At 43.6% G+C, this 23,277-nt stretch carries 22 protein-coding genes and 1 tRNA gene; 14 read left to right on the top strand and 9 right to left on the bottom strand.

The genetic code is table 11. The features are described from left to right. Nucleotides 1-8: 8 nt before the first annotated feature. Nucleotides 9-1,091 carry an ABC transporter substrate-binding protein gene (locus GFS24_RS16375; RefSeq protein ID WP_173003100.1) on the bottom strand — a complete coding sequence of 361 codons (1,083 nt, stop codon included), beginning with the start codon at nt 1,089-1,091 and terminating at the stop codon, nt 9-11. A 22-nt stretch (nt 1,092-1,113) separates the two neighbouring features. Further along, nucleotides 1,114-1,686: a phage tail protein gene (locus GFS24_RS16370; RefSeq protein WP_153661068.1), complete on the bottom strand. Its 573-nt coding sequence runs from the start codon at nt 1,684-1,686 to the stop codon at nt 1,114-1,116. Nucleotides 1,687-2,005: 319 nt separating this feature from the next. On the opposite strand from GFS24_RS16370, the gene GFS24_RS16365 reads away from it, so the two are divergent. Beyond that, entirely contained in the window at nt 2,006-2,398 is a 393-nt protein-coding gene (locus tag GFS24_RS16365; RefSeq protein WP_153661066.1) for a DoxX family protein, read from the top strand. Between the two features lie 50 nt (nt 2,399-2,448). On the opposite strand, the gene GFS24_RS16360 is transcribed toward GFS24_RS16365, so the two are convergent. Next, nucleotides 2,449-3,018, bottom strand: a complete 570-nt coding sequence (locus GFS24_RS16360; protein WP_153661064.1) for a hypothetical protein — start codon at nt 3,016-3,018, stop codon at nt 2,449-2,451. Nucleotides 3,019-3,099: 81 nt separating this feature from the next. On the opposite strand from GFS24_RS16360, the gene GFS24_RS16355 reads away from it, so the two are divergent. The 5 genes from GFS24_RS16355 (at nt 3,100) to GFS24_RS16340 (ending at nt 5,743) form a co-directional block, all read left to right on the top strand. After that, entirely contained in the window at nt 3,100-3,501 is a 402-nt protein-coding gene (locus GFS24_RS16355; protein ID WP_216647438.1) for a Crp/Fnr family transcriptional regulator, read from the top strand. Between the two features lie 9 nt (nt 3,502-3,510). Continuing rightward, a complete protein-coding gene (locus GFS24_RS29100; RefSeq protein WP_216647437.1) occupies nt 3,511-3,687 on the top strand; it encodes a hypothetical protein in 177 nt (58 codons plus the stop codon). A 79-nt stretch (nt 3,688-3,766) separates the two neighbouring features. Next, the gene (locus GFS24_RS16350) at nt 3,767-4,354 is read left to right on the top strand and encodes an NAD(P)H-dependent oxidoreductase (protein ID WP_153661062.1); all 588 of its coding nucleotides are present in this window, start codon (nt 3,767-3,769) and stop codon (nt 4,352-4,354) included. 13 nt (nt 4,355-4,367) lie between these two features. Then, nucleotides 4,368-5,087, top strand: coding sequence for an SDR family NAD(P)-dependent oxidoreductase (locus GFS24_RS16345; RefSeq protein WP_153661060.1), 720 nt, complete (start codon nt 4,368-4,370; stop codon nt 5,085-5,087). A gap of 17 nt (nt 5,088-5,104) precedes the next feature. After that, nucleotides 5,105-5,743 (top strand): NAD(P)H-binding protein, encoded by a 639-nt coding sequence (locus GFS24_RS16340; RefSeq protein WP_153661058.1) that lies wholly within the window; start codon nt 5,105-5,107, stop codon nt 5,741-5,743. Here GFS24_RS16340 and GFS24_RS16335 read toward each other — a convergent pair. Then, nucleotides 5,740-6,201: a hypothetical protein gene (locus tag GFS24_RS16335; protein ID WP_153661056.1), complete on the bottom strand. Its 462-nt coding sequence runs from the start codon at nt 6,199-6,201 to the stop codon at nt 5,740-5,742. The genes GFS24_RS16340 and GFS24_RS16335 overlap by 4 nt on opposite strands. 234 nt (nt 6,202-6,435) lie before the next feature. On the opposite strand from GFS24_RS16335, the gene GFS24_RS16330 reads away from it, so the two are divergent. Both GFS24_RS16330 and GFS24_RS16325 read left to right on the top strand, forming a co-directional pair. Continuing rightward, on the top strand, nt 6,436-6,747 hold the full coding sequence (locus GFS24_RS16330) for a barstar family protein (RefSeq protein WP_153661054.1): 312 nt from the start codon (nt 6,436-6,438) through the stop codon (nt 6,745-6,747). Nucleotides 6,748-6,917: 170 nt separating this feature from the next. Continuing rightward, a complete protein-coding gene (locus GFS24_RS16325; protein WP_153661052.1) occupies nt 6,918-7,322 on the top strand; it encodes a contact-dependent growth inhibition system immunity protein in 405 nt (134 codons plus the stop codon). Nucleotides 7,323-7,473: 151 nt separating this feature from the next. Here GFS24_RS16325 and GFS24_RS16320 read toward each other — a convergent pair whose 3' ends face one another. From GFS24_RS16320 to GFS24_RS16310, 3 genes are all read right to left on the bottom strand, one after another. Then, complete coding sequence (locus GFS24_RS16320) at nt 7,474-8,061, bottom strand: HNH endonuclease domain-containing protein (RefSeq protein ID WP_153661050.1); 588 nt, start codon at nt 8,059-8,061, stop codon at nt 7,474-7,476. Then, on the bottom strand, nt 8,061-9,344 hold the full coding sequence (locus tag GFS24_RS16315; protein ID WP_153661048.1) for an AAA family ATPase: 1,284 nt from the start codon (nt 9,342-9,344) through the stop codon (nt 8,061-8,063). Before GFS24_RS16315 ends, GFS24_RS16320 begins: the two co-directional genes overlap by 1 nt. Before the next feature lie 185 nt (nt 9,345-9,529). Beyond that, nucleotides 9,530-9,603 (bottom strand) — tRNA-Asn (locus GFS24_RS16310). Nucleotides 9,604-9,722: 119 nt separating this feature from the next. Here GFS24_RS16310 and GFS24_RS16305 point away from each other — a divergent pair. The 4 genes from GFS24_RS16305 to GFS24_RS16290 all read left to right on the top strand — a co-directional run bounded on the left by GFS24_RS16305 (nt 9,723) and on the right by GFS24_RS16290 (nt 18,578). Continuing rightward, nucleotides 9,723-11,318: a DUF6377 domain-containing protein gene (locus GFS24_RS16305; protein WP_153661046.1), complete on the top strand. Its 1,596-nt coding sequence runs from the start codon at nt 9,723-9,725 to the stop codon at nt 11,316-11,318. Between the two features lie 238 nt (nt 11,319-11,556). Next, nucleotides 11,557-14,505: a SusC/RagA family TonB-linked outer membrane protein gene (locus GFS24_RS16300; protein WP_153661044.1), complete on the top strand. Its 2,949-nt coding sequence runs from the start codon at nt 11,557-11,559 to the stop codon at nt 14,503-14,505. 20 nt (nt 14,506-14,525) lie between these two features. Beyond that, on the top strand, nt 14,526-16,073 hold the full coding sequence (locus GFS24_RS16295; RefSeq protein WP_153661042.1) for a RagB/SusD family nutrient uptake outer membrane protein: 1,548 nt from the start codon (nt 14,526-14,528) through the stop codon (nt 16,071-16,073). A gap of 81 nt (nt 16,074-16,154) precedes the next feature. After that, nucleotides 16,155-18,578 carry a TIM-barrel domain-containing protein gene (locus GFS24_RS16290; protein ID WP_216647436.1) on the top strand — a complete coding sequence of 808 codons (2,424 nt, stop codon included), beginning with the start codon at nt 16,155-16,157 and terminating at the stop codon, nt 18,576-18,578. Nucleotides 18,579-18,729: 151 nt separating this feature from the next. On the opposite strand, the gene GFS24_RS16285 is transcribed toward GFS24_RS16290, so the two are convergent. After that, a complete protein-coding gene (locus GFS24_RS16285; protein WP_153661038.1) occupies nt 18,730-19,068 on the bottom strand; it encodes a Rieske (2Fe-2S) protein in 339 nt (112 codons plus the stop codon). Beyond that, on the bottom strand, nt 19,068-20,264 hold the full coding sequence (hflX, locus tag GFS24_RS16280; RefSeq protein ID WP_153661036.1) for a GTPase HflX: 1,197 nt from the start codon (nt 20,262-20,264) through the stop codon (nt 19,068-19,070). The genes GFS24_RS16285 and hflX overlap by 1 nt, the downstream gene beginning before the upstream one ends. A 111-nt stretch (nt 20,265-20,375) precedes the next feature. Here hflX and GFS24_RS16275 point away from each other — a divergent pair, with 111 nt between their 5' ends. After that, nucleotides 20,376-22,385 carry a S9 family peptidase gene (locus tag GFS24_RS16275; protein ID WP_153661034.1) on the top strand — a complete coding sequence of 670 codons (2,010 nt, stop codon included), beginning with the start codon at nt 20,376-20,378 and terminating at the stop codon, nt 22,383-22,385. A gap of 18 nt (nt 22,386-22,403) precedes the next feature. Beyond that, a complete protein-coding gene (locus GFS24_RS16270; RefSeq protein WP_153661033.1) occupies nt 22,404-23,186 on the top strand; it encodes an enoyl-CoA hydratase-related protein in 783 nt (260 codons plus the stop codon). Nucleotides 23,187-23,277 lie beyond the last annotated feature (91 nt).

Here is a 23,277-nt window from a genome sequence, read left to right as displayed (position 1 = left end):
TACCGGGGTTAAACACATAAATATGGATTTTGCCAGCCGGAAGCCTCCATGCCGGAACCTCTTATTAAAGCTTCGTCAGACCAGGAAATACCTGGCTCCTTGCTTATTTGTTCGTGTATGATCTGTCCGTTTCTTTTTACTGTCTTTCTTATATATACAGGGAGGAGTGCAGACAATGGTTCTGTTGAAAAATTAACGTCACCCCTGGGGCCTTTTACTTGTTTTACCTGCATTTCTTCCGCTACCATCAAGCCGGATTCGTATCCCAGCATAGAGAACACGGTAGGGGTCTCCTGGTATCCATCGCGGTAGTTATCTACAAACTTTTTATTCTCATCAGCAGGCAGATCCACACTCCAGGTAGTAGCATGATGTGTATTTTCCAGCAACGACATATCCGGCATTAAAGTAGCATCTGCCATAAAAGGGCTTACGCTCAGGTTTGCCGAACAGCCCGCTGCATGGTATTGTTCCAGGAAATGATGTGCCTCCTTTCCGGAGAGTAACACATGAGCATGTGCAGGCTTTTGTGCGAGTAGGTAGTCGACCAATGGAGTAGCATCTACATTACCTGGCGTGTATTTCAATATATTTAAATGAACCTGTTCCGCCCCCGATGCTGCAGTACCTAGTTTGAAACATTCATGCAGACTATACCCGCTTTCATATAAAGCCATGTTGATAGAAGGCGTCCCTCCAAACTGCTGCTGCGCCCAATGGCCCATAGACCATTGGCTTTTCCATAAATGCAGGCTGTTGTAAAAAAGAAAGGGATTACTGAAATGCTGGTCCGGTATCCTGGCACCGAGATTATTGATCAGCACCGGTATCTTACGGGGAACATAAATATCCGTGCATTGTGCGATCACATTATTACTCACAATGCCCACCACCACATTCACCCGATCAAACATGATCAGCTTCTGCAACGCGTCCTGCACTTTTTTAAGGTCTCCCATTTGAATGAATTCATACAAAAAGGACAGGCGTTCTTCCCATCCTCGCGGGAAGGCAAGTAAAAACCCCTGAAGGAAATCTTCCTTCAGGGAGGGAAATACACCCGAGTATGGGATCAGAAACCCAATCTTCATCTTTTTCATAAGCACAACATCCTTAGCTACGGGAAGGGAATATTCCTTCCATAGCAATGATGAAATTGATCGCCAGGTAAGGCTGCATAATAGAAAAAGGCTGGTTATTGCCCGCAGGTTGAATAGTACCGTTTACAACGCCGCCCACATTCAATGGAATGTTAGGCGTTGCATTGTTATACCCCGCAACAGGATTACCGGTGGATGGATCTGCCAATGCACCAGGCGTACTTGCTCCTGCGGCAGCAACGTTTGATGTAGAGGCTGCGTTGGAAGCAGACACCGTAACAGTCATGGCAGCAGCATGCGTGTGTGAGGGCATTTGATTAATAGTGAGTATAACGTTTTCAGATCCGCTAAACTGACCTAATTCATAATTAGAAAGGTTCGGGCCCTGACCTACGCCAACTGGTACGCGCCCCCGAAAATCAGGTAAGCCAAAATTTGTCTGGCCATTTCCGCCATAGGTAGTACCTAAAAGAGAAAACAAAGCAGTGTTCTGGGCGATAGAAAGTAGTTGGCCGGCACAAAAAGCCCAGCCTCTGGGCGCGAAATTAGGAGCCCAAAGTAAAATTGCGCTGATGAATGTCTCCATTGGAACAAACGTTTTTTGATAATAAAATTTAAAGCTTGCTTAGGGCTCGGCGCAAATAGGAGATGTTTGCGAAATTGTTTTGGGTGGTTAACCGCTATAAAAAATTCAATAGATCGTGAAGGTAGGAAAATAATTGGAATAAAAAAGTTATGGCCAATTGGTTTTTCAGAGGGTTGTTTGTTAACGTTTTTAATGATACTAAAACAAAATCCCCAAACGCCCACCTCACCGTCCAATCTGTCCACTTCACCATAAACTACTACCACCCCTGCTGGTTTTAAAACAACTTCGCTTCACTAAACAAATAAAACCAGCAGCCATGAATTTAAAAACAACAAAAGCAATTTACTGGACAGGGGCCGTCTTAACCTCATTATGGTTTGGAGCCAGCGGCTTTTTCGAATTAACAAAAAACCCGATCGTATGGGATATAACAGTACAACTAGGCTACCCGCCGCATTTCATTTATATTCTCGGAATAGCTAAGCTTTCAGGCATTATCGTTCTCTTAACGCCTGACAGATTCCTGAGATTAAAAGAGTGGGTATTTGCAGGGATCTTTTTCGACATCACCTTCGCCTTCCTTTCAAAATTAAGTGTACTGGAGCCCTCATCCGCAGTAGATGCTGTTGTAGCATTTGTAATGGTAACTGTGACTTATATTATGTTCAGAAAATTATACCCTGCTACCTATTCCAGGGTTACCAACTAAAAATAACAAAGGAGGTTTGCATTGCTGCAAGCCTCCTCCTATTAAGTCCGTTAGTTTACAACAACTGAAATGACAGGATCCGCATAAGCAGATAATTCCTCCAGGGAGTTATTGATATCCACCACCCACCAATCATGCCCGCCTTCCTTCTGACGGTGGGTTTTATCATATTGCTTATGGGCCTTTTCTACTGCTGTCCAGTTCTTCCTGCGAAGGCGTTCTATTTGTTTTTTATACGTTTTCTTATCAAACTCCATTGTTAACAGCTCCTTCCTCAGCCGGCGTGCGAAAACCTCGAGGATATTAAAATGCATGCTCTCATGGGCAAGCGTTCCGCTGGTTTGATATCCTTTTCTAACATAGGACAGGCCGGGGATCATTAAAGCATAGATCTTTACTTCTACCTTGTGCAGATCATTCACGCTATCTGCCACCTCCACCAGCATCTTCATATATGTCGCCGCTATGCCTTTTCCTTCTCCCGTATATGATTTTTTATGAAAGTGCTCCCAGCTCAGCACATCTTTGGCCCAGACAAGCCCATCCATCTTTTGCTGACCAAAAAGGAAAACCGGTGCCAAAAGCAACAACAGGGTAAAACTGATTCTTAGGGTATACATTTACTTAAATATACTAAAGAAAAGCCGGAAGACGATGCTGTTTATCAATAACAATTATTATCTTATCATGCTAAATAACGAATGGAAACAGGAACAGAAATATTCTTAAAATCAGTTAGGGCGATCTGTCCTGAACTGACTGATATTGAACTCTCTCAGTTTGCCTCAAAACTCACTTCTAAAGAATTAAAAAAGAAAGATCTTTTCCTTCAATCAGGTAAAATACAAAAGGCCATAGGCTTTATAGAAAAGGGATTAGTCCGTTCCTTTTTTATTGACGGGAATGGAAATGAAATAACCGTTGGTTTCTATGCAGAAGGCGACTATGTCACACATTACGCTGCGTTTATTACGCAGAAACCCAGTCGCTATTCTATCCAATGTTTAGAACCCACCACCATGGTTTATCTTTCGTTTGAAGACATGCAATTGACATACCAGCAGCTACCCGTCTTTCAAAAATATGGACGGTTAATTGCATAAGGAATTCTGATGACGCAACAAGCCCGCATCGAGAGTTTCATATTTCAGACAGCAGAAGAACGTTACCTCGATTTTATCGAACAGCACCCAACCTTATTCAACAGGATCTCCCTATCTCACCTTTGCAGCTATCTTGGCATAGAACGGCAAACACTTACCCGGATCCGCCAGAAATTAGCCCACTAACCATTTTTTGACGCATTTGCGTCAGGTACGCCTTCCCTTTATTCAGCAGCTTTGCAGTATCAAACTAATACGATCTGCAATGGCAAAGAATATCTTACTCATACTCGGACACCCTTCGGAAAACTCCTTTTGTAATGCGTTGCTGGATGCCTACAAAAAAGGCGCGGAAGGCGCAGGCGCTATCTGCAAAACCATCTATATCTCCAAACTGAATTTTGATGTAAACCTTTCAGACGGATATAAAAACGGAGAAGCGATGCAGCTGGAGGAAGACCTGATCGCATCACAGCAACTTATCCAATGGGCCGACCACGTAGTAATGGTTTATCCCAACTGGTGGGGCTTTATGCCTGCCATAGCTAAAGGTTTTATTGACAGAGTATTCCTGCCCGGCTTTGCGTTCAAACATCATTCAGGAAAAATATTCCCGGAGAAACTTTTAAAGGGAAAAAGTATGCGGCTGATGGTAACAATGGATACGCCCAAATGGTGGTTCCACCTTATTTATCGTGCATCGCAGTACCAGATATTGAAAGATATCGTATTCGGATACGTTGGATTCAACCCCATCAGGTTCTCCACTTTTGGATCCATGAGAAAATCAACCGACAAGCAGCGGAGTAATTGGTTAAGAAAAGTTGAACAATTAGGTAAACAGTTTAAATAAAAAACTACATAAAATGAAACAATTAAAAAACAAGATCGCAATTGTAACAGGCGCAAACCAGGGAATCGGATTTGCCATAGCAAAACAGTTCGCAGAAGAGGGTGCTACCGTGTATGCCTTTGATATCAAAGAAGATCAGGACTACGGTCAGGATATCTCTTTTATCAAAATGGATGTTTCCAATGAGGAAAACTGGAAAGCAGGTGTAAAACAGGTCCTTAAAGAGCAAGGCCGTGTTGACATACTGGTAAACAATGCAGGAATCATTGCTTATACACCCATTCATGAAATAGAGCTGGAAGAATGGCATAAATTAATTGCTGTGGATCAAACAGGCGTTCTTTTGGGCATGAAACACGTCATCCCTCAAATGCTTAAACAAAAGTCCGGCTCCATTATAAACGTTTCCTCCATTTGGGGGAAAGTAGGCGCTGCCAATGTGGTAGCCTATAACGCAGCAAAAGGCGCAGTAGGGCTTATGACTAAAAATGCGGCAATTACATACGCCAAAGCCGGAATTCGCGTAAATTCGGTAAACCCAGGCTTTATAAAAACGCCGCTTACAGACAATCAAGCCCAAGAACTCAACAAAATAGTTATTGACAATACGCCAATGGGAAGAGGTGGTGAACCAGAAGAAATTGCTAATGGGGTAACATTTCTGGCAAGTGATCAGGCGAGTTATATAACAGGTTCCGAATTAATAATTGATGGCGGTTATACTGCCCAATAACGTAAAAAAAGAAAACTATGAAAGCACTGATCATCGGAGCCACGGGGGCCACAGGGAAAGACCTGGTGAATGTCCTCCTTCAGGATCCGGCATACACAGCCGTTGTAATATTTGTACGTCGCCCCAGCGGAATGACTCACCCCAAATTGCTGGAGATCCTCACAGACTTTGACAAACTGGACGAGGTGGGCGCGCAGATTACAGGAGACGTATGTTTCCTATGCCTGGGCACCACCCTGAAAGCAGCCGGTTCCAAAGAGAAACAATGGCATATCGATTATGATATTCCCTTGAAATTTGCCGGGATTGCTTCGGAGAAAGGAATTCCCAGAATGGTTTTGCTCTCTGCACATGGCGCATCCTCAAATAGCGGGGTATTTTATTCCAGGATGAAGGGAAAGCTGGAGGAGGACATCGCAAGCCTTGCATTTGATCAGTACATTGTTTTCAAACCCGGAATGTTGTTACGGAAGAACACAGACAGATCAGGCGAGCGTATAATGGCCGGTGTATTAAATTTCCTGAATAGTTTGGGAGTGATCAGGAAATTCCGGCCATTACCTACTGCTGTACTTGCTGAAAAAATGGCTAAGGCTCCCAAAGTTCTTACAGCAGGGAAGCATGTTATAGCGTTGGATAAGATCTTTGGGTTTTAGAATAGTATCCTATAAACAAGCAATATTGCCCATGCCGAAATAAAAATCCAGGGCATTATCCGCCATGGACGAAAGTACCGGATGAAAGTCATCTTTTTGGAAAGTTGCAGCGCCTTCAGCGGAGGCCCGTCATAGTCTGCCAGATGCAGGTCCCACCATTGGCTAAGATTCTCATACGCAGCACGGGTCAATCTGATGGATGACAGAAAGGAGAGAGAAACAATAATACCCATTACGCTGATGATGATCATCACAAACAGGAGATTATCCTTCCATACAAAACCAAGGCTTGCAAAAAGTAGTCCTTGCAGTGTCGTAAACCAGGAAAAGCGCATATTGAGCAGTTCATTTTCATGTTCATTCAGTCTGCGAATAGTATCCGCATGTTTTTCTTTTGTTTCATTGCTCCAGTTATGGAGCCCTTCGGGTGGTATTGGAGTATCTACTACGTGTAGCATAACGTTATTTTGGGAGGTAAGGGAATAATGCGAACTCAGCTAAATATACAGAATTCTTTAATTCGCTTCCCCTACCGGGAAAATGATTGATCCTAAAAAGCGCTATTTTGCCAACGTAACGTGTAAATGATAAATTACAAACAATATTTATTCCGAACGGAGATATATCATACCAGGCCTGGTATTTAAAAGCGCCGACGTATTTAAGATAGAATTTGAGAAACTTTTCCCATAATGTTAGTTAACAAGAAGACAATTACAATAAAAGGTGGCCGCTTTTCAAGCCTTGAGGGCTTCTATGATGAAGTTGACAAAGTCTTGACGAAAAATATAGAATGGGCGACCGGACACAATTTAGATGCATTTAATGATCTGTTGCGTGGTGGATTTGGTGTTCATGAATATGAAGAACCGATAAGGTTGATTTGGGAGAGTAGCGAGAAAAGCAAAACAGAGTTGAGTATGGTAAGTGCCGGGCAAACAGCCTATCAGGCACTAGTAGAGATAATAAAGAGCCATGAACATATTGAATTTATCGAAAGCTGATACCTCATGCAAATTAAATATGTTGACAAGCTTATATGTTGACAAGCTTAAGCAACACTACGAAGGCCATTTCGGGAAAGCTGGCAAATTACTAAAGCTTGGCTGCGGGCCAACGGATAAACTTCATTTCGACTTTAAATTTAGTAATAATGGGGTATAAATAAATGATCATGATCCTTACTAAATCAATCGAACAACTTGAAAATGACTACTGGAAAGATATAGCGTTCCCCACAGGGCTTGTTGAGCGCTGTTATCGTTATAGAAGAATACCCATTGGTAGCCTAACAGCTGGGCAGATCAGAACACTCATTAGTCAGCAAATTGGCATGAAGTTCTTAATACCGTTAGCGTTAGAAATGCTAAAGAAAAATGTGTTGCTGGAAGCTGAGCTTTACGAGGGAGACTTGTTAGAGGCGGTTGCAAAGGCAAAAATATCATTCTGGGAACAAAACCCTGCCATTAAATCGGAAGTATTTCACCTCATTGAGGCTAATAAGCAATTACTCGATCAATCCGATGATGCAGAACTCTTTAATCAGTTCTTGAAAACCTGCACTTCCTTTGGATATTAGAAATGATCTATTACGATCCTAAAAATAAAATTCTGTAAAAAAGAAAGGCCAGCACTAATGCAAGCCTTCTTCTTTCGCTCCCTAACAGGAGAATTATCTAACTAATTATTGGAATATCCAGATGTATTTGTCGATTCCCAAGTGAATCAAATCATTGTAAAATTTGCCAGATGTCAATCCCAAACTCCTCCCTTATTGCTCTCAAATAAGACACCTGGCATGCATCATCATTTATCAAGATAGTAAAAAAAGTAGTGGGATTTTGGTTATAAATTGCCATTTCTTCCTTCTTCCTTTTTATATATTTTTTTCTTTTGTCTGTTAATCTCTGATCATCTAATTTCAACAACCTAATTAAGTTGCTGGCTTCCACATCTGTATCCAATTTGGCAAAATAGTCTCCATCTAAATAAATAATTCTTTCTTCCAAATCATTTGCGGTTGGATGCAATACCGGCTGTAATTTCTCCCATTTAGTGCTTTTTTCTTTGTTCCATTGGCTTTTTACTAAAAACCAGTTTTTATAATTATCCTCAGGCGTACCTTTTAAGGTAGGATTGAAATGTTCGATATCTCTTGCATCTGTTCTACTTATGTATTCATCAGTATAAGCACAAAAGCTTTTCTGTTCTTTCAATAATATTTCTTCGATCTTTTTGTTGTTCGTAGAGTTTCTGGGAATATACTTCAGCTCGTCTACTATAATTTTTGATTCCGTGTCTTTAAGCACTTTTCTCATTAAAAATTATATTTATCACCTAACTGTGTTAATTCAATAAGAAGATCTTTCTTTTTTTCTGGTTCTGTTTCTTGAGCCATTCTTCTTTTTAAATCTAAATAGTGCTGGTATGCCTCTTTCCCAAAATCATTATAATAGTCAACCTTAAAATCATTCGATAATATATCATTAGGGTCATCTCCTATTGGTGATTCTCCTCTACGAACAGCTACCTTACCAATTTTGTCAAAGTATAAAATAAATCTTTCTTCAGGCTCAAAGGCTGCTGCAATAAATGGCGAATGCGTAGCAACCAAAAATTGGGCGGTAGGAGCAAAGGTCCGATAATATGATATCAAATCAATTTGCAAATCAGGGAAAAGCGATCTTTCTGGCTCGTCTAATAAAATGATCGAATCCGTAGTGTCCAACTGAAACAAAGGAAATAGGGAAAGTAATAACCCTTGAGTACCTGTGCTTAAGCCAGAAATAGGGATTACTTCATCATTAATTTTTGATTTAACAGGGATTGAATATTCGGTATTAACTAAATCGATTTCCAAGTTTAATTTGCTCAAAATTGGGTTAAAATATTCTGCAAAAGGAACAAGAGGATTTTCATTAGCTACTGACCATTTAGCAAATTCTTTATTTAATCTATTTATATCCCCAATAGCCCCCTTATTTATTAATTCAGAAGCCATTTGAGTAAATCTCTTTCTATAATCCAGTATTTTACTTAAAAGTGAAACCCAAATTTGCTCATCTATATCCTGCAAAAATTCATAGATATAATTTGAATGGTTATAATATCTATTAAGATTGGTGCGTTCTGGATCGGGTAAAACATTAAGGATATCGAGAGGATTTTTATTAAAAATACTAATTGTCTTTTTTGAGATGATTTCAGAACTAAAATATAACAATCTTAATCCATCGTTTATAAGATTGGTTATCGTCCCGCCACCAGAACCCATTATTCTGAACTCTTTTCCGTCCTTAATGACTCTACCCTTTGCGGTTATTAAAGATTCATTTTTATATAAGTATTCTATATCCCCATCAAAATTTAAGTTGTCATATTGAAACAATTCTGTTCCATTTGCAATCTCAATTTCTGTTAGCTTTGAAATATTATGTCTTAATAACTCCAAAATACTCGTCTTTCCTGTCGCACTTTGCCCTATAATACATACTTTATCTAATGGCTTTCCCGCCTTTTGATGTCCTTCTGGATAGGTAAAATCAAGATTTATATTTTCCAGATGCCTATATGACTTTATGTTAAGCTTTTTAATCTTCATAATTTGCAATTAAACAAATATACTAAGGCATATTAATTTAGAAAGTCTTGATGAAAATTGAGCACCCATTGAGGAGTAATTTTGAAGCCTACCCAAACCATCTTAATAGTTGATTACGTTGTTATTGAAGATACATAAAAGGAAAAAGCCTGCAAACATTAAGTTTACAGGCTTTTTCCTTTTCGCTCCCCCTGTAGGACTTGAACCTACGACCCTCTGATTAACAGTCAGATGCTCTAACCAACTGAGCTAAGGAGGAATATTCCCGTTTCAAATTGGGATTGCAAAAATAGACAAATTTTTATTTCTGCAAAATCTAATTCAACTTTTTTTCTAAACACCCTTAATTCTGATATCTTTATAGCAGCCAGATTTAATATGAAGTGGATTCTGCTTAGTCTTTTCTTAATACTCGCATCCGCCGGGGTGAAAGCCAATTCCGGTACGGATAGCTTACTCCGTAAGCTCAACCAAACCCTTGCCCAAACAAAATCATTCGACGATGCCAAACTAACCCAACTCAAAAAACTTAAAAATAACCTGACATGGGCAAAACAACTGCCGGAACAGTTCGACGCGTGCCTTCAACTCTACGATGCCTACAAAGCCTTCCACTACGATTCGGCTTTTTCTTATGCCCTCCTCCTCCAGCACATCGCAGATAAAATGCATGACGCTCATCGCAGCCAGTACGCTAAGATCAAGCTGGGCTTCATTTTACTCTCCTCCGGCATGTTCCGCGAAACCGCGGAGATCATGGATACCCTCAAAACCAATCACCTCCCGGATAGCATGCGCGCGGAGTTTTTCGTCCTCATGCGCAGATATTACTACGACCTCGCAGATTATGTGAATGATCAGCATTATTCCCCCATTTACTTAAAAGAAGCTGCCCGATACACAGATTCAGCCGTTGCCCTCTACCCGGAAAATCATTTTCAGCGGCTGGACTGCCTGGGATACAAATATTATAAACAGGGAAATCTCGACTCCTCCCTCTATTACTTCAACCGTATCATCGCAAAAAACGACCTCACTTTTCACGAGCAGGCCAGGGTAAATGCCAACCTGGGCTTCATATATGTGATCAAAAACGAATACGAAAAGGCCATTGAACTATTGGCCAAATCTGCCATAGCGGATACCAAAGGCTCTGTAAAAGAAACCACGGCCACTTTTAACCTCGCCTCCATTCTTTTCAAAACAAAGGATGTAAAAAATGCCTCCCGGTATATTGAAAAAGCCGTGGAAGACGCTACTTTTTATGGTGCCCGGCAACGAAAAGTACAGGTGAGCGCCATTCTTCCTATTATAGAAGGAGAGAAGATCAACACGGTGGAAAGTCAGAAGGACCGTCTTTTCGTTTATTCTGCAGTAGCCACTTTCCTGCTGCTGGCCTCTATTGTAATGTCTTTTATCATCTTCAAACAGGTGCAAAAGCTGAAAACGGCGCAGAACACCATCACCAAAGCTAACCTGATCCAGCAGGAGATCAACGACAAACTCCTGGAAGCCAACAAGATAAAGGAAGAATACATCGGCTACTGCTTCCAGATCGCATCAGCTTATATCGATAAAATTGAAAAACTCAAGAACCAGGTAGACCATAAATTAGTGGATCATAAATATTCTGAGATCCGCTTCCTGGTGAACAACATCAATATCAAACAGGAAAGGGACGAACTGTTCCGCAACTTTGACCGCATCTTCCTCAAGATCTTCCCCAATTTCGTAGCCCAGTTCAATTCCTTCTTCAAAGAAGAAGACCAGATCAAACTAAAAGACAACGAACTGCTGAATACTGACCTCCGCATTTATGCCCTCATCCGGATCGGTATCAGCGAAAATGAAAAAATAGCCCAGATCCTCGAATATTCCGTGAACACCATTTACGCCTATAAAACCAAGATCAGGAACAAATCCCTCGTCGCAAACGACGAATTTGAAGACAAAATCATGGGAATTAAGATCTAAATAGTCAATATTACATTAATTTATATTTGTCATTAACCCATTAATAATCAAATATCTAAATCGCTCAACCCGTCTTGATCGGCCTTTAATTTCTATACTTTGACCATACTAATTGGCCACTGTGAGCATACCCGTTAATTTGATCCTGATTTCAACCAAAAATTCATTCCACGTACAGAAAGCATAATTCCACCGGGTTTCCTGTACACATCCTAGTAACTCTCTTAAACACTACGTTATGATCAAAATGCGACTACTCAAAGCGCTTCTGTTCTTCCCACTCCTATTGCTTACCGCAGGAGCTTTAGCCCAGACAAAAGCCGTGTCCGGAAAAATCCAGGACGTTCAAGGTGTAGCCATTCCAGGTGTCAATGTGCAAATAAAAGGCACCAATTCAGGCACCGTAACGGATGGCAATGGCCTCTTTAAAATGAATGTTCCCAATTCAGCCACAACCCTTATTGTTTCATATATCGGTTACCTGAAGCAGGAAGTGGCCATAGACAAAACTAATTTCAATATTACGCTTGAGCTGGATAATACTACCCTCGCAGACGTTGTGGTAGTAGGTTATGGTGTAGCAAGAAGAAAAGACCTCACGGGCGCCGTAGCCTCCCTTAAAGCGAAAGACTTTAACAGGGGTATCACCAATGCCCCGGATCAACTGATCCAGGGTAAAGTTGCCGGCCTCATGGTTGTCAACAACAGTGGAGCCCCCGGAGCTGCAACCACTGTAAGAATCCGTGGCGTCTCTTCTGTAAGGTCTGGTAACCAACCCCTCTACGTAATCGACGGCGTTCCTTTAGATGGACGGATTGCCCGCCCAGGCGTAAATACGGCTATAGGTACAACCCCTGATGCCAACCCGCTCAACTTCGTCAATGCGTTCGACATTGCTTCCATGGAAGTACTGAAAGATGCATCAGCTACTGCTATTTATGGTTCCCGCGGTTCCAATGGTGTGATCATGATCACCACCAAAAAAGGACAAACGGGAGCGGCTAAACTGGATTTCGGTTATTCTGTTGGTGTCAGCAGCATCATGAAAAAACTGAAAGTGCTGGACGCCAATCAATATAAATCTGCACTCGCCCAATACAACCTTACCTCAGGTGATGAAGGTGGAAGCGCAGATGCCATGGATGCTATCCTTCGTAAAGGGCTTACCCAAAACTTCAATGTTGGTGTTAGCGGCGGAGGCGAAAATGGCAGATACCGTGCTTCTTTTGGCCTTATGAACCAGGAAGGCATCATCCGCAAAACAGGGATGAAAAAATATACCGGTAACATCAATGGTCAATATAAATTCCTGGAGTCTAAAAAACTGGGGCTTGATTTCAACATCATGGCTTCCAATACTACGGAAACGCTGGCACCTATTTCCAATAATGCCGGTTTCCTGGGAAGTCTGATAGGCCAGGCTTTACAGTGGAACCCTACCCGTAATCTCCATAATGCAGATGGCTCTCTGTACATTCCGGAAGGAGATAACTCTCCCATCAACCCCCTGGCGATGTCAGAAGCCTGGGATGATAAAGCAGATATCTCTTACATCCTTGGCAGCATCTCTCCTTACTATAAGATCACAGACGATCTGGAATATCGTTTCCTCTTCTCTGTGAATCGCCAAACTGGTATCCGCCGTGCACAGATCGCTTCTTTCATCAACATCCAGGGGATCAAGGATCAGGGGATTGCCTATTATGGTAATGCAGAGCTTACCACGAAATTATTCTCTCACACCCTGAGCTATAATAAAAAGATCTCTTCTGCCCTCAACCTGAATGCAGTGGTAGGTTATGAATACCAGGATTTCAATTTCAAAGGAGCAGACCTTGGCGCCACGGGCTTTTCAACGAATGCGGTACCTTATACCAGCATCCTGCAAAATGCCGCGCAGTCTAATACTTTCATGTCTTCTTATGAAAACCCGAGTTCTGAACTGCAATCTATTTTCGGCAGGGTAACATTCAATCTGAAAGAAAAATATCTCCTCACCGCTACTTTAAGAGCGGATGGTTCCAATAAATTCGGTAAGAATAACCGGTATGGTTATTTCCCTTCCTTCGCCGCAAAATGGAATGTGAGTGAAGAAAATTTCCTGAAAGGCAGCAACTTTATACAAAATCTTGCTGTACGTGCTGGCTGGGGCCAGACAGGTAACCAGGAATTTCCGGCAGGTGCCGCACAGGAACAATATGATCTCCGTGCCGGTGGTGCCGCTGGTTTAATGAACGTAGCCAATCCGGATCTCCAATGGGAAAGTTCCAAACAGTTGAACATTGGCGTGGACTTCTCTATCCTGCGGGACAGGATCACCGGTAGCGTAGATTATTTCAACAAGAATACTTCCAAACTGCTCTTCAACTTCCCGGCTATCGCTCCTGCACCTGCTTCCAATACCTGGGTGAACCTTCCTGGTGAAGTGATCAACAAGGGTGTGGAATTACAACTGAGAGGAGATATCATCCGCGGAAAGGACTTCTCCTGGATGCTGGGTGTGAATGCTACTTTCATCAAAAACGAATTGCAGAATTACACAGGACCAAATGTACTCACTGGTTCGATCAGTGGTCAGGGTGTAAGTGGAGCAACCGTTCAGCGTTTTGCCAATGGCCAGCCACTGAACGTATTCTATGTAAGGAAATTCAATGGCCTGGATAAAGACGGCTTAAGTATTTTTGAAGACAACGGAAACTCCTTCTACTATTCCGGCGATCCCAATCCAAAACAAATGCTGGGCCTCACCACAGAATTTGGTTACAAGAAATTGTTCCTGTCTGTTAATATGAATGGCGCCTTCGGTCACAAAGTATACAACAACACAGCCAACACTGTATTGCCGATCAATAACCTCGGCTCCAGGAACGTTGCCCTGGAACTATTGACATTAAAAGAGAACAGATCTAACCCGATCACTACTTCTACCCGTTATCTGGAAAATGGCAACTTTATGAAACTCACCAATGCTACCCTGAGTTATGCTATCGGAGACATTGGTAAGACCTTCAAAAATGTATCGCTTTACCTCACCGGTCAAAACCTTTTTGTGATCACTAAGTACAGTGGCTTTGATCCTGAAGTGAATACAGATAAGAATGTAAACGGCGTTACCTCCTTTGGTATTGAGTATTCACCTTACCCAACTGCCAGGAACGTAATCTTCGGTATCAATCTTTCCCTTTAATCACTTTAAAAACTACGATCATGCATCTATATAAAAAAATAGCTTGTTTATTACTGGTAGGATATGGCTTTGCTTCCTGCTCCAAGCTGGATGAAAAATTAGGTTCCACTATCACCAAAGACCAGGCTGATTCTGTAATAAAAGTATCCTCTCTGTTGAAAAGTGCTTACGATGCTTTACAACTTCCTTACCAGGACCAGGGCAACGTTTGGGCATTACAGGAAATGACTTCTGATGAGGCAGTTGCGCCAACCCGTGGTGGAGACTGGGATGATAACGGAGCATGGCGTGCGCTGAAAACGCATAGCTGGAATGGAGAACAAACTAACATCGCCGGCACTTTCAGCAACTTGTTATTATTGCAGTTCAGTGCTACCAATGTATTGAACTTTAATCCTACAGCACGCCAGGCAGCGGAAGCCCGTTTCCTCCGTGCATTATCCATGTATTCTGTTCTGGAAGGATGGGGACAGGTTCCTTTCCGCGAACCTGGTGCGAATCTGCTGGAAGCACCAGAGGTTAAGAAAGGTGCCGCTGCCGCAGATTTTATTATTGCTGAACTCACGGCCATTATTCCTGATCTCCCTGAACGTTCTGCTACAATACCTGCTTTTGTGGCCTCCAAAGATGCCGCGAAAACTTTGCTGATGAAATGTTTCCTGCAAAGAGGGGCCTTCGCAACTCCCGCTGCACCTACGTTTGCAGCCACTGATCTGCAACAGGTAGTGACACTCGCAGACCAGATCATTACCAGCAACAGATATTCTATTGCTACAAATTACTTCGACAACTTTACGCAGAACAACAACGTACTGTCCACCGAAAATATCTTCACACAGGAAAACGGCCCCGGCCTTAGTACTGTGAGACCAGGTAATGCTGCATTCTGCCATTGGGCACCCACGCTGCATTACTTCCAAACTCCCGGAGGCTGGAATGGTTTTGCAACGGTGTCTGATTTCTACGACAAATTTGAAGCTGTGGACTCCCGCCGGGGTGGCCCCTACACAGGTGTAACAAATCTTACCGGCACCAATGTTGGTTTCCTCGTTGGCCAGCAGTATAACAAAGACGGGGTTGCGCTGAAAGACCGTAACGGCAACAACCTCATCTTCACACGTGAACTGAACCTGCAGGAATCCGGCAACGATCTGGAAGTGAAAGGCATCCGCGTAGTAAAATATCCACCGGATATGATCACACCCGGCGGCTCCAACAGCAACAACGGAAACAATGATTACGTGATCCTGAGATATGCAGATGTATTGTTGATGAAAGCAGAAGCCCTGCTTCGCAGCAATGCAGCCGGCGCATTACCCATTGTGAATGATCTGCGTGTGAAGCGCAAAGCTACACCGTTGGCCACATTAACACTGGATATAATGCTCGATGAACGCGGCCGTGAATTCTATTGGGAAGGATGGCGCAGGCATGATCTCATCCGTTTCAACAAGTATCTCGCCATATGGCAGTTGAAACCGGCTGATGATCCAAAGAACCTGCTGTTCCCGATACCCGTAAACGATCTGGCTGTTAATCCCAATCTTTCACAGAATCCCGGTTATTAAGGATTGCTTTTCAAAGCAAGAAAAACCATTAGGGGGCATGTAATATGCCCCCTGGTGGATCCTTATTTAAAAAAGATGATCATGGTATGTAGAGTCGTTTTTTTTCTCTGTTTATTTTTCTCAGTATCCTCAAAAGCACAACCGGTAAAGAACCCCGGCAAAGTCACTGCGGTAAGTTTGCAGCCACAGGAAATTAAGATCACCACGCAGAACGGATTTGCAGTCATCACTGCTTACAGCCCTTCTGTTATCCGTGTGCGGTTAAACAAACAACCGCTGGCCAAAGATTTCTCTTATGCAGTGATCGGCAGTCCGCTTGTTTTTAAACCCCGCATCTCGCAGAACGCAGATGAAATAAAACTCGAAACGGATTCCCTCATCGTAACGATCAGCAAAAATCCCTTCGCCGTTAAATTCAGCACACCGGATGGTAAAGTAATTAATACGGACGAACCCGGCCTGGGTACTTCATGGATCGGCGAGGAGGTTACTACGTATAAAACCATGCAGGAGGGAGAACGATTTATTGGGCTGGGTGAAAAAACCGGCAACCTGGATCGTAAAGGAAACTCCTACACCAACTGGAATACAGACGCATTCGGTTACACCGTAAACCAGGACCCGATCTATGCTACCATTCCTTTTTATATCGGCGTGCATCATGGATTGAATTACGGTATCTTTTTCGATAACAGCTATCGCAGCAATTTCAACTTCGGCGCCAGCAATAACCGTTTTTCTTCTTTTAATGCCAATGGCGGCGAAATGAATTACTACTTCATTTTCCATCAGCGGGTGGCAGATATTATTACTTCTTATACACAACTAACAGGTCGCATCACGCTGCCACCCCTATGGAGCCTTGGTTATCAGCAGAACCGTTACAGTTATTACCCGGAAGCAGAAGTGCTCCGCATTGCGCAAACCCTTCGGGAGAAACAGATCCCCACAGATGGCATCACGCTGGACATTCATCACATGGATGCCTACAAACTTTTTACCTGGAACAAAGAACGTTTCCCCGATCCTGCCGGTATGAATGCCAAACTGAATAAGATGGGCTTCAAAACCACAGTGATCGTGGATCCAGGTATTAAAGTAGAAAAAGGATATGCTTCCTATGAAAGTGGTTTGCAGTCGGACATCTTTATTAAATACAGCGATGGCCAGAATTACACAGGCCAGGTATGGCCCGGCTGGTGCCACTTTCCGGACTTCACCAGCACAAAAGGCAGAGCCTGGTGGAAGAACGAAGTAACCCATTATGCCAAAAGCGGCGTCTCCGGTTTGTGGAACGACATGAATGAAATTGCCACCTGGGGCCAGAACATGCCGGACAATGTGATCTTTGATTTTGAAGGAAATCCCGTTACACATCAGCAGGCCCATAATGTATATGCATTGGAAATGATCCGCGCCAGTTATGAAGGTTACAGAGCAGCCTTGCCCAACAAACGGCCTTTCATCCTTACCCGCGCAGGTTATGCTGGCCTGCAACGTTATTCCGCTATCTGGACGGGAGACAATCGTGCAGAAGAAGATCACATGTTACTCGGCATCCGTTTAATGAATAGCCTCGGCCTTAGTGGCGTTCCCTTTTCCGGTATGGACATTGGAGGATTCACCGGAAATGGCTCCCCCAGCTTGTATGCACGCTGGATCCAGATCGGAGCCTTCATTCCTTACTATAGAAGCCATACAGGCATCAACACCAAATCCGCAGAGCCATGGGCTTTTGGAGAAGAGGTGTTAGAGATCTCGCGCAATTACATCAACCTGCGTTATAAATTACTGCCTTATTTATATTCGAACTTCTACGAAGCATCTGTATCCGGCCTCCCCATTATGCGCACGCTGGCATTGGAAAACACACACGATGCAAATGTCTACGATGTGCGTTTTCAGAATGAATATAACTTCGGGCCTTCTTTCCTGATCGCGCCATATGAAAGCAAACAGGTGTATGCGCCGATGTATTTCCCTAAAGGAAAATGGTATAATTTTTATAACGATAGCCTGGAATTGGGTGCCAGAGAAAAAATGCTTACCTTATCTATGCAACAGTTGCCGGTATTTGTAAAGGAAAGCAGTATCATTCCGATGCAATCACTGATCCAGACAACTGCTGATCAACCAACAGATACTTTATTCCTGCATGTATATAAAGGAGATGTAAAGAATGAATTTGTTTATTACGAAGATGATGGAGAGAGTTATGCTTATGAAAAAGGTGCATTCTACAAACGCGCCATGACGTATGATCCCGCTGCCGGCACATTGGTGCTGGCAGCGCCAACAGGGCAAAGCAGTTCAAAGTTTAAGTGGCTGCAGTTGATCTTACATGGGTTTGAAAAACTGGAAGATATGCAATTGGATGAAATTGCATTCCTGCAACCGATCTCCCGTTTTGATCCACAGGGAGATGCTACCCCTCCCATACAATGCCGTGTACAAAAAATAACTTTCCCAAATGAAAAGGAAGAGATAACGATTAAACTGAAATAAGAAAGCCGGGAGATTAACTTCTCCCGGCTTTTATCTTTAAAAAGAAAATAATTTTCAAGCCAACCTAACTTTTCAATGAAGCCCTCTTTCAGCAGCATCATTCATAACACCTCACATTCATACCGGCTTTCAAACCCATATCACAAAGCCCTCACCATCCCAACCAACTCTTCTCCAATCCCACATAAACCCCATCCTCTCTCAATTCCACCGGGTACGTCTTCAAATAAAACCCCTCCCCACTACTATTATACCCATTACGGATACTAAACTTATACCGGTGCAAAGGGCACACCACATTCCCATTCCCATCCATTCGCCCATCTGCCATGATCCCTCCCGCATGCGGACACTTATACGCAAAAGCATACAACTGCCCCTGGTACCGGGAGAAACAAATCTTCTTGCCATTTACTTCCTGCACCGCAATAGTCTGTTCATCCGCTATCACATCATCCGTTAGCCGGTACCAGTTATACTGTTTACTCATTAAAAGAAATGTTCTGATCTGTAAGGGAAGCGCTGGTGATACATCTCCATCACTTTATCGAGGATCGTTTTCCGCAGTTCTTCAATATTCCTTTTCTCCGTAGCCGCAATGAAAACACAATTGCCATTCGCCTTCTGCATCCACATTTCTTTCAACTGATGCAGGATATCATCCTTCACATCATCCGCCAGCCACTCATCGAAAGTATTCTTTTCGTAGAGGTCCATTTTATTGAAGATCATGATAGTCGGTTTGTCCAGCACTTTCAGCTCAGCGAGCGTTCTGTTCACCACTTCTATCTGGTCTTCATATTTAGGATGGGAAATATCCACCACATGCAGCAGGATATCACTTTCACGCACCTCATCCAAAGTAGATTTGAAACTTTCCACCAGGTGATGGGGCAGTTTGCGGATGAACCCAACCGTATCGCTCAGCAGGAAAGGAGTTTGTTCGAACACTACTTTCCGCGTGGTGGTATCCAGCGTGGCAAACAGTTTATTCTCTGCAAACACTTCACTTTTGCTGAGCATGTTCATGATGGTGCTCTTGCCTACGTTGGTATATCCTACCAATGCTACACGGATATATTCACCCCGTTCCTTACGTTGGGTGAGGGCTTGTTTGTCAATTTCCCCCAGCCGTTTGCGCAAGAGTGCAATCTTGTCCTTCACGATCCGCCTGTCCGTTTCAATTTCCGTTTCACCCGGTCCGCGCATCCCGATACCCCCTTTCTGACGTTCAAGGTGGGTCCACATACCACGTAATCTTGGAAGGATATATTGATATTGGGCTAATTCCACCTGCGTTCTGGCCTGAGCCGTTCTGGCGCGGCGGGCAAAGATGTCCAGGATCAGATCACTCCGGTCAATCACTTTTACCTTCAGTTCCTTCTGGATATTGGAGATCTGGGAGCCGGAAAGCTCATCATCAAATATTACGATACTTACATCTTTATTTAATACATATTGCCGTACTTCCTCCAGTTTGCCTTTCCCAATGAAAGTAGCCCTGTCAGGATGTGGCAGCCTTTGTGTAAACCGTTTTACCGCTATAGCACCTGCAGTTTCAGCCAGGAAGGCCAATTCATCCAGGTACTCGTTTACCTCGGTGTCTGTTTGCTCTCTATCCTTGTGAATAAGACCTATCAGTACCGCACGTTCATCGTTTTGTATTTCTTGTTGCTTTTCTATCAAAGTATTATAAGAATTTGTGCAAAGTTAATGAATTACTAGCCGCTTACAGCAACCGCTGCCTTCAGCTATTTTTTCCTACATTTATGCCTCATCACAACAAAATCTACACCAATGCATAAGAGTCTCCTGCTAGCAGGTATTTTATTCATTCAAAACAGCATGGCACAACAGAAAATGAGCCCTGAGCTGCTCTGGCAGCTGGGAAGAGTGAGCGGCGAAACCGTTACCGCAGATGGTACCGTACTTTACGGCGTTTCCCGCTACAACCTTGCAGACAACAAAAGCGAAAGGAACCTGTACGCCATCCCCCTCAGCGGAGGAACGGCAAAACAACTCACTACCAGTCCTGGTGCGGAATCTGGCACACAGGTTCTTCCCAATGGCCGTATCCTTTACAGCTATAAAGGGCAGTTGTGGGAAATGGATAAAGACGGTGGAAATCCCGTACAAAAAACCAATGTGGAAGGTGGTATGCAGAATATCCGCCTCTCTCCCAAAGGTACCCACCTGCTGTTTTCCAATGAAGTAAAGCTGGAAAAAGTAAGCGGGGAAGATTTTCACAAAGACCTCCCCAAATCCAACGTACAGATCTATACAAGTCTCAACTACCGCCACTGGGATACCTGGGAGGACGGGAAATATAACCATGTGTTCTACGCCACTTACGATGCCCAGTCCGGCAAAGTAGGAGAGTCCATAGATATCATGAAAGGAGAATTATTCGATTGCCCCCAAATGCCTTTTGGTGGTGGCGAAGATTTTATCTGGGACCCCACCGGCACACAGATCATTTACGTGTCCAAAAAGAAACACGGCAAGGATTATGCGGTCAGCACCAACACAGACATCTATCGTTATACTATCGCCAGCGGCCAAACGGAGAATTTATCCGAAGGAATGAATGGTTACGATGTGCAACCTGTTTTCAGTCCTGATGGCAGCAAATTACTCTGGCTGAGCATGGCCCGCGATGGTTTTGAAGCAGACAAAAACGATATCATCCGTTACGACTTAGCCACCAAAACCCGCATCAACTTAACAAAGGATTGGGATGGTACTGTTTCTGCCGCCCGCTTTAGCAACGACGGTAAAAAGATCCAGTTCATCGCCGTGATAAAAGGAACAGAACAACTGTTCGAAACCAGCGAACAGAAAGCAGATATCCACCAAATCACCAAAGGTCAGTTTGATGTAAATGGATTCGTAGGTCAATCCGGCAATACGCTCGTGGTTACACGCACAGACATGAACCATGCGGCAGAACTTTACACAATAGACCTGAAAAGCGGCGCCCTGAAACAACTCAGCACCGTCAACAACGATGTCTACAACACGCTCCCACAAAGCAAAGTAACCGAGCGCTGGACGAAAACCACTGATGGGAAAGACCTCCTCTCCTGGATCATCTACCCACCAGATTTTGATCCCGCTAAAAAATATCCCACCCTGCTTTATTGCCAGGGCGGCCCGCAAGCTGCTGTTTCACAATTCTATTCCTACCGCTGGAACTTCCAGCTGATAGCCTCACAGGGATATATTGTCGTAGCTCCCAACCGCAGAGGCATGCCAGGCCATGGTGTGAAGTGGAATGAAGACATCAGCAAAGACTGGGGCGGACAAGCCATCCGTGATTATCTCTCCGCCATAGACGACATGAGCAAAGAACCTTATGTAGACAAAAGCCGTCTTGGAGCCGTGGGCGCCAGTTACGGCGGATATTCTGTTTACATGCTGGCCGGCGTACACAAGGACCGTTTTAAAACATTCATTGCGCATGATGGTCTTTTTGATCTTCGCAGCTGGTATGGCACCACAGAAGAATTATGGTTTGCCAACTGGGACATTGGCGCTTACTGGGATCCCGCCAATGCAAAAAGTTACAGTGAATTCAATCCAAGTAATCTTGTCAATAACTGGAACAGGCCTATTATGATCGTGCAGGGAGGAATTGATTTCCGTGTAGGAATAGAGCAGGGCCTGCAAGCTTACCAGGCTGCACAGCTCAAAGGTCTCAAAAGCAAACTGGTGTATTTCCCCGAAGAAAATCACTGGGTACTGAGTGCACAGAATGCCATCGTTTGGCAACGCGAGTTCTTCAATTGGTTGAAAGAAACATTGTAAAAAGAAATACACCCAAACATGACATCACTCACACTCGACATACAAAACGGTATTGCCACCATCACCCTCAACCGGCCTGATGTCTACAATGCCTTCAATGATCCGCTCAGCTATGAGCTACAGGATGCTCTAAAGAAAGTAGAGAAAGACACCACAGTCAGGGCAATAGTCCTAACCGGTGCCGGCAAGGCTTTTTCCAGTGGCCAGGATCTGAAAGCCGCCATGGATGAAAATGGCGCTCCCCGAAATCTCGGAGATTCCCTCCACAAACGCTATAATCCTATCATCCGCGCCATTCGCAACATGCCCAAACCGGTTATTTGCAAACTAAACGGGGTCGCAGCCGGCGCCGGATGCTCTCTTGCATTAGCCTGCGATATAATCATCGCATCAGAGAATGCCTCCATGATTGAGATCTTCATCAACATAGCGCTGGTATTAGATTCCGGTTCCTCTTATTTCTTACCACGCACCGTAGGATACCACCGTGCATTTGAACTGGCCACAAAAGCCACCAAACTCACTGCCACAGAAGCCTTCCAAATGGGCCTCATCAATAAAGTAGTAAAACCAGAAGACTTAGACGCCGCCGTACAGTCCGAAGCAGAATTCTACGCCAACGCCCCCACGAAAGCGATCGCCCTCATGAAAAAGATGCTCACCAAAGGCATGACCGAAGACTTAGACTCCGTATTAGACTACGAAGCCTACTGCCAGGAAATAGCCGGAAAAACAGCAGATAACAAGGAGGGTGTACAAGCTTTCCTGGAAAAAAGAAAACCAGCATTTAAAGGAGAGTAAACCCAGTAAAAGAACCCTTTTCAGCTCCGTCGGAGCCGAAAAGGGCTTTTTATTTAATGTTATAATCAGCAATAAACTCCATACAAAACAG

Origin of the sequence: Chitinophaga sp. SYP-B3965, assembly GCF_009647655.1 — a bacterium.
Classification (GTDB): Bacteria; Bacteroidota; Bacteroidia; order Chitinophagales; family Chitinophagaceae; genus Chitinophaga.
The sequence above is the reverse complement of the archived record's forward strand: the minus strand, read 5'-3'. Positions and strand labels throughout refer to the sequence as shown.

What these genes read in the sequence shown, in the direction of transcription:
- GFS24_RS16300 (WP_153661044.1), top strand. Translation starts at nt 11,557, where the DNA reads ATGATCAAAATGCGACTACTCAAAGCGCTTCTGTTCTTCCCACTCCTA.
- GFS24_RS16330 (WP_153661054.1), top strand. Translation starts at nt 6,436, where the DNA reads ATGTTAGTTAACAAGAAGACAATTACAATAAAAGGTGGCCGCTTTTCA.
- GFS24_RS16275 (WP_153661034.1), top strand. Translation starts at nt 20,376, where the DNA reads ATGCATAAGAGTCTCCTGCTAGCAGGTATTTTATTCATTCAAAACAGC.
- GFS24_RS16305 (WP_153661046.1), top strand. Translation starts at nt 9,723, where the DNA reads ATGAAGTGGATTCTGCTTAGTCTTTTCTTAATACTCGCATCCGCCGGG.
- GFS24_RS16345 (WP_153661060.1), top strand. Translation starts at nt 4,368, where the DNA reads ATGAAACAATTAAAAAACAAGATCGCAATTGTAACAGGCGCAAACCAG.
- GFS24_RS16355 (WP_216647438.1), top strand. Translation starts at nt 3,100, where the DNA reads ATGGAAACAGGAACAGAAATATTCTTAAAATCAGTTAGGGCGATCTGT.
- GFS24_RS16365 (WP_153661066.1), top strand. Translation starts at nt 2,006, where the DNA reads ATGAATTTAAAAACAACAAAAGCAATTTACTGGACAGGGGCCGTCTTA.
- GFS24_RS16340 (WP_153661058.1), top strand. Translation starts at nt 5,105, where the DNA reads ATGAAAGCACTGATCATCGGAGCCACGGGGGCCACAGGGAAAGACCTG.
- GFS24_RS16320 (WP_153661050.1), bottom strand. Translation starts at nt 8,061, where the DNA reads ATGAGAAAAGTGCTTAAAGACACGGAATCAAAAATTATAGTAGACGAG.
- GFS24_RS16325 (WP_153661052.1), top strand. Translation starts at nt 6,918, where the DNA reads ATGATCCTTACTAAATCAATCGAACAACTTGAAAATGACTACTGGAAA.
- GFS24_RS16315 (WP_153661048.1), bottom strand. Translation starts at nt 9,344, where the DNA reads ATGAAGATTAAAAAGCTTAACATAAAGTCATATAGGCATCTGGAAAAT.
- GFS24_RS16350 (WP_153661062.1), top strand. Translation starts at nt 3,767, where the DNA reads ATGGCAAAGAATATCTTACTCATACTCGGACACCCTTCGGAAAACTCC.
- GFS24_RS16375 (WP_173003100.1), bottom strand. Translation starts at nt 1,091, where the DNA reads ATGAAGATTGGGTTTCTGATCCCATACTCGGGTGTATTTCCCTCCCTG.
- GFS24_RS16370 (WP_153661068.1), bottom strand. Translation starts at nt 1,686, where the DNA reads ATGGAGACATTCATCAGCGCAATTTTACTTTGGGCTCCTAATTTCGCG.
- GFS24_RS16360 (WP_153661064.1), bottom strand. Translation starts at nt 3,018, where the DNA reads ATGTATACCCTAAGAATCAGTTTTACCCTGTTGTTGCTTTTGGCACCG.
- GFS24_RS16335 (WP_153661056.1), bottom strand. Translation starts at nt 6,201, where the DNA reads ATGCTACACGTAGTAGATACTCCAATACCACCCGAAGGGCTCCATAAC.
- GFS24_RS16295 (WP_153661042.1), top strand. Translation starts at nt 14,526, where the DNA reads ATGCATCTATATAAAAAAATAGCTTGTTTATTACTGGTAGGATATGGC.
- GFS24_RS16290 (WP_216647436.1), top strand. Translation starts at nt 16,155, where the DNA reads ATGGTATGTAGAGTCGTTTTTTTTCTCTGTTTATTTTTCTCAGTATCC.
- GFS24_RS29100 (WP_216647437.1), top strand. Translation starts at nt 3,511, where the DNA reads ATGACGCAACAAGCCCGCATCGAGAGTTTCATATTTCAGACAGCAGAA.
- GFS24_RS16285 (WP_153661038.1), bottom strand. Translation starts at nt 19,068, where the DNA reads ATGAGTAAACAGTATAACTGGTACCGGCTAACGGATGATGTGATAGCG.
- GFS24_RS16270 (WP_153661033.1), top strand. Translation starts at nt 22,404, where the DNA reads ATGACATCACTCACACTCGACATACAAAACGGTATTGCCACCATCACC.